Origin of the sequence: Corallococcus llansteffanensis (genome assembly GCF_003612055.1) — a bacterium.
GTDB lineage: Bacteria > Myxococcota > Myxococcia > Myxococcales > Myxococcaceae > Corallococcus > Corallococcus llansteffanensis.
Genome location: NZ_RAWB01000748.1, coordinates 1 through 4,127, shown reverse-complemented (window position 1 = coordinate 4,127; position 4,127 = coordinate 1). Strand labels below are relative to the sequence as shown.

Below are 4,127 nucleotides of genomic sequence, written 5' to 3'. Positions count from 1 at the left end.
CGGGAGGGGCCCAGCGCCGGTTCCCCGTCGGAGGCGCCGCGTAGGGGATGCCCTTGAAGACGTTGAGTCCGCCGGTGCTCACGCCCCGGACGGGGCCGTCGTCGGTCGTCACGTCGAGCGCGGCGGTGGTGACGCCCACCTCGTCCGTGGGCACGGCCCCGGGCACGGAGGACGGGTTTTCGGGGGCCTCCATGCAGCCCCAGAGCAGGGTGACGGACAGCAGCCAGGACAAGCGCACGGAAGGGTGGGGCATGGAGGCCTTGAAGCTAGTCCACGCGCTCTCCGCGGGCGATGGCGGGCCGCGCGCCGGATGGGCCATGCTGGAGGGCGGCCCTTCCTGCCCCGTCTTCCGGAGAGCGTCCCGACATGGCACCGAGCACGTTGCCGCGCCCCTGGCTCCCGCCGACACACGCCGAGGTGGAGGCCATCTCGCGCATGGAGGACGGAGTCCTGCGCAACCTCCACATCACCCACACGTACCACGTGCTGGTGGTGTCCTTCACCGACCTGCTGGGGGAGACGGACGTGGGCTGGTGTGGCGTCGCGACCTGGGCGTCGAAGACGGCGGGGACGTTCATCCGCAAGGACGTGATGCCCGCGCTGCTGAGGGATTTGCTGGCCCGGACGGACGGCATCCTGCGCACGCTCGTGGGGGTGCAGGCCCAGTTGCTGGGCGCCTGGGGCCTGTCCACGGGCGTGTTCTCCGTGGTGTCCCGCGTGGTGGAGCCGGTGATGGACGCGGTGGCGAAGCAGGTGGCCCTGGGCAACCGCATCGTGTTCCAGGAGCTGGGGCCGCTCTACGTGTCGATGCTGGAGCACTTCTCCAAGCCCGACGCGACGAGCCCCGCCGCGCTGGAGCGCGTGGTGTCCCGTCTGAAGCCGGGCCCGGTGGAGGCCGGCGGACAGGATCTGCTCATCCAGGCGGTGCGCGCCTACCAGGAAGCCATGCGCACGACGCACCCCAAGCGGCGCGCGGAGTGGGTGTTCCTGGCCAACGCGCTGGTGGGCTATCACGAGCAGGTGCGGCTTCAGGAGCCCATCGTCGGTGCGCTGAGGGCCCCGTTGAAGGAGCTGTTCCTGGGCCACCTGCTGGACGCGCTGCGTGCACGCGGCTCCCGCATGCCGGAGACGTGGCTGCTCGCGGCCTTCACGCCGCTGGCGGAGCGGCTGGAGCGCTGCTGGCGCGAGCTGTCCACGCGCGCGCTGATGACGCTGGAGCTGCCGGACCGGACGCTGCGGCTGGGGCAGGATGTCCCGGCGCTGACGCCGACCGGGGACTTCCCGCCGGACCTGCTGCGGCTGGAGCACCCGGAGCTGCTGTCGCTGATGAAGAAGCTGGACCGGACGCCGGACGACACCGCGGGCAGCGCGGCCCGGGACTGGGGCTCGCTGCATGACCGGATGAACCTCATCGTGGACGTGTTCCGCTGCCGTCAGCAGGACCGGGGGCTCTACACGCCGCCCTTCACCCCCAAGCAGGTGGAGGCCTTCCAGCAGGGCCGGGTGCCACAAGGGCGGCTATGAGCCGGGCGGCTATGAGCGGGGCGGCGTCTCGCGGGTCATCTCGACCATGGTGGGGCGCCAGCCCAGCCGCTCGAAGAGGCGCCGCGCGGCTTCGTTCTTCGCCGCGGTGGAGAGCACCACGCGGGGCGCGCCCAGCTCCGTGAGCCGCTGCACCATGGCCTCCGCGAGCAGGCGGCCGGTGCCGCTGCCGCGCCCCTTCTCCTCCACCCAGATGTCGTGCAGGGCGCCGTGCTTGTCGAGGAGCATGTTCCAGTCCACGCCCTCCAGCCGGCCGTAGCAGTAGCCGACGACGTCGCCGTCCAGCTCGGCCACGAGCACCACGGCCTCCTGGGGACGGCGCGCCTCCTTGCTCAGCCACCAGCGGTAGCCGGCCTCCACGTCGTCCGGGACCATGAAGCGCTGCGGGTCGAAGCCGTGGTGCTGTCGCGCGAGCGCCGCGCCCATGCGGCCCAGGGCAGGTTCGTCCGAGGCCTTCGCGGGACGGATGGTGACGGGCATGCCCAGACTATGGCCTAGCGGACCCCGGCGCGCACCGACGGCGACTGCTGACGCTTGCGCTCCAGGAGGCCCGTGCGCGCCAGGTCCATCAGGCCCCATGCGGACACCGCCGCGAACACCGCGCCGACCAGCGCCACCACGTAGTTCATGAAGCCCGTGGCGCCGCACTGGATGCAGGACACCGACGGGTCGTCCGGCTCGTAGTGCAGCGTCACCGGCGCCCCCGCCGGGTAGTGGCGCGTCACCGCCTGCGCTTCCACGAGCCCGCCGGAGCCGTGACCGTCGAAGGCCACCGTGTCGGAGGTGTACGGGGTGCCGTTCACCTCGTAGCGGTAGCTCACCTCCGGGCGGAAGCTCACGGCGCGCTTGCTGCGCAGGGTCTCCACGCGCGAGCCCACCACCGTGCCCTGCGCCGTGGGCCAGCCGGTGCTCACCTTCGAGCGGTACACCATCCGCCCGCCCGCGAACGCCAGCGCCACGCCGACGCCCAGCAGCGCCAGTCCCATCAGCCACTTCATCATCGCTCGGTTCCTTGCCGCGCACGGCCCGCGGCGCTGAAGACGCCCTCCCACCGGGTTTGCAGCCGCCGGGCCAGGGCTTCCGCCGGGGAGGGACGCCCCCTGGGGGCGCGGGGCATTTCACCCCTCGGGGCAATCCGCCCCATCCCGGCGCTTCCCTTGGTTTCCAAAGCAGCGCCGAGCGGGCAGACTCGCCCGCCTCCATGCCCGCACTCGCCCTTGAGCTCGAAGTGGCCCGGCGCATCGCGCGCCAGGCCGGTGACATCCTCCTGCAGGTCTACGCCACCGACTTCTCCGTCACGGACAAGGCGGGCGGCGCCGGTCCCGTCACGCTGGCCGACGAGCGCGCCAACGCCTTCATCGTGGGCGAGCTGCGCAAGGCCTTCCCGGCCGACGGCGTGGTCGCGGAGGAGAACGAGGACGCGTCCGATGCGAAGCGCTTCGAGCGCTGCTGGTACGTGGATCCGCTCGACGGCACGCAGGAGTTCGTGAACCGCAACGGCGAGTTCGCCATCCACATCGGCCTCGCGGTGGAGGGGCGCGCGGCGCTGGGCGTCGTCTACCGCGCCGTCGGGGACGTCCTGTACTCGGGCGTCGTCGGCGAGCAGGGTTACGTGGAAGACCCGCAGGGCCGCCGCGCGCTGCGCGTGTCGGACGTGGCGGAGCCGTCCGCGCTCAGGCTCGTCGTGTCGCGCTCGCACCGCTCGAAGACGACGGACGCGGTGGTGCAGCGGCTGGGCATCACCCGCGAGACGGAGTCCGGCTCCGTGGGCCTCAAGTGCGGCCTGCTGGCCGAAGCCCGCTGCGACCTCTACGTGCACGTCAGCGACAAGAGCTACCGCTGGGACAACTGCGCGCCGGAGGCCGTCATCCGCTCGGCGGGCGGCGTCCTCACGGACCTCGCCGGCACGCCGTACCGCTACGACGGCTCCGAGCTCCAGAACCACCGGGGCCTGCTGGCCTGCAACGCCGCCGCCTTCGACAAGGTGCTGCCCGTCGCCTCGCAGGTGGCGCGCGAGGCGGGCCTCCTCAAGTAGCGCGGCCTTCAGCCCGCGTCCACCGCGCGGCGCAGCTCGCCGAACAGCCGCGCCAGGTCCGGGAGCTGGTAGCTGGCGTTGAGCCCGCTCGGGTTGGGCAGCACCCACAGCCGGGTGTCGCCCAGCGTCTCCTCCTGCGGGCCGAACCTCGCCTTCGGCCGCGCGAAGGCGGTGCGGTACGCGCCCAGGCCCAGCACCGCGAGGAAGGCCGGGCGGTAGCGCTTCACCTTGCGCGCAAGCGACTTCGCGCCCGCCGCCAGCTCTCCGGGCTCCAGCAGGTCCGCGGACGCCGTGGCCCGGTCCACCACGTTGGTGATGCCCAGGCCCAGGGCCTCCAGCTCGCCCTGCTCGGACGGATGAAACAAGCGCGGCGTGAAGCCCGACGCGTGCATCGCGGGCCAGAAGCGGTTGCCCGGCCGCGCGAAGTGCACCCCCACCACGGCTGAATAGAGGCTGGGGTTGATGCCGCAGAAGAGCACGCGCAGGCCCGGTGACAGCAGGTCCGGCATGGAGCGGCCGGTGGCGGCGAACAGCTCGTCCTTCGTGGGCT

General features: G+C 72.4%; 6 protein-coding genes. 2 read left to right on the top strand and 4 right to left on the bottom strand.

Annotated features, from left to right (window positions below):
- A partial coding sequence (locus D7V93_RS39445) for a carboxylesterase family protein (RefSeq protein ID WP_208723302.1) occupies positions 1–253 on the bottom strand: 253 nt, incomplete at its 3' end.
- A 113-nt stretch (positions 254–366) separates the two neighbouring features.
- Between D7V93_RS39445 and D7V93_RS39440 the strand changes: the two genes are divergently transcribed.
- Positions 367–1,524: a hypothetical protein gene (locus D7V93_RS39440; protein WP_120648197.1), complete on the top strand. Its 1,158-nt coding sequence runs from the start codon at positions 367–369 to the stop codon at positions 1,522–1,524.
- A gap of 9 nt (positions 1,525–1,533) precedes the next feature.
- Here the strand turns inward: D7V93_RS39440 and D7V93_RS39435 are convergent, their stop codons facing one another.
- Both D7V93_RS39435 and D7V93_RS39430 read right to left on the bottom strand, forming a co-directional pair.
- Positions 1,534–2,022, bottom strand: coding sequence for a GNAT family N-acetyltransferase (locus tag D7V93_RS39435; RefSeq protein WP_120648196.1), 489 nt, complete (start codon positions 2,020–2,022; stop codon positions 1,534–1,536).
- 14 nt (positions 2,023–2,036) lie between these two features.
- Positions 2,037–2,543: a DUF3592 domain-containing protein gene (locus tag D7V93_RS39430; protein ID WP_120648195.1), complete on the bottom strand. Its 507-nt coding sequence runs from the start codon at positions 2,541–2,543 to the stop codon at positions 2,037–2,039.
- 200 nt (positions 2,544–2,743) lie between these two features.
- Between D7V93_RS39430 and D7V93_RS39425 the strand changes: the two genes are divergently transcribed.
- The gene (locus D7V93_RS39425; RefSeq protein WP_120648194.1) at positions 2,744–3,577 is read left to right on the top strand and encodes a 3'(2'),5'-bisphosphate nucleotidase CysQ family protein; all 834 of its coding nucleotides are present in this window, start codon (positions 2,744–2,746) and stop codon (positions 3,575–3,577) included.
- 8 nt (positions 3,578–3,585) lie between these two features.
- On the opposite strand, the gene mug is transcribed toward D7V93_RS39425, so the two are convergent.
- Positions 3,586–4,127: G/U mismatch-specific DNA glycosylase (mug, locus tag D7V93_RS39420; protein ID WP_279636985.1), on the bottom strand; the 542-nt coding region annotated here is incomplete at its 5' end.

What these genes read in the sequence shown, in the direction of transcription:
- D7V93_RS39440 (WP_120648197.1), top strand. Translation starts at nt 367, where the DNA reads ATGGCACCGAGCACGTTGCCGCGCCCCTGGCTCCCGCCGACACACGCC.
- D7V93_RS39435 (WP_120648196.1), bottom strand. Translation starts at nt 2,022, where the DNA reads ATGCCCGTCACCATCCGTCCCGCGAAGGCCTCGGACGAACCTGCCCTG.
- D7V93_RS39430 (WP_120648195.1), bottom strand. Translation starts at nt 2,543, where the DNA reads ATGATGAAGTGGCTGATGGGACTGGCGCTGCTGGGCGTCGGCGTGGCG.
- D7V93_RS39425 (WP_120648194.1), top strand. Translation starts at nt 2,744, where the DNA reads ATGCCCGCACTCGCCCTTGAGCTCGAAGTGGCCCGGCGCATCGCGCGC.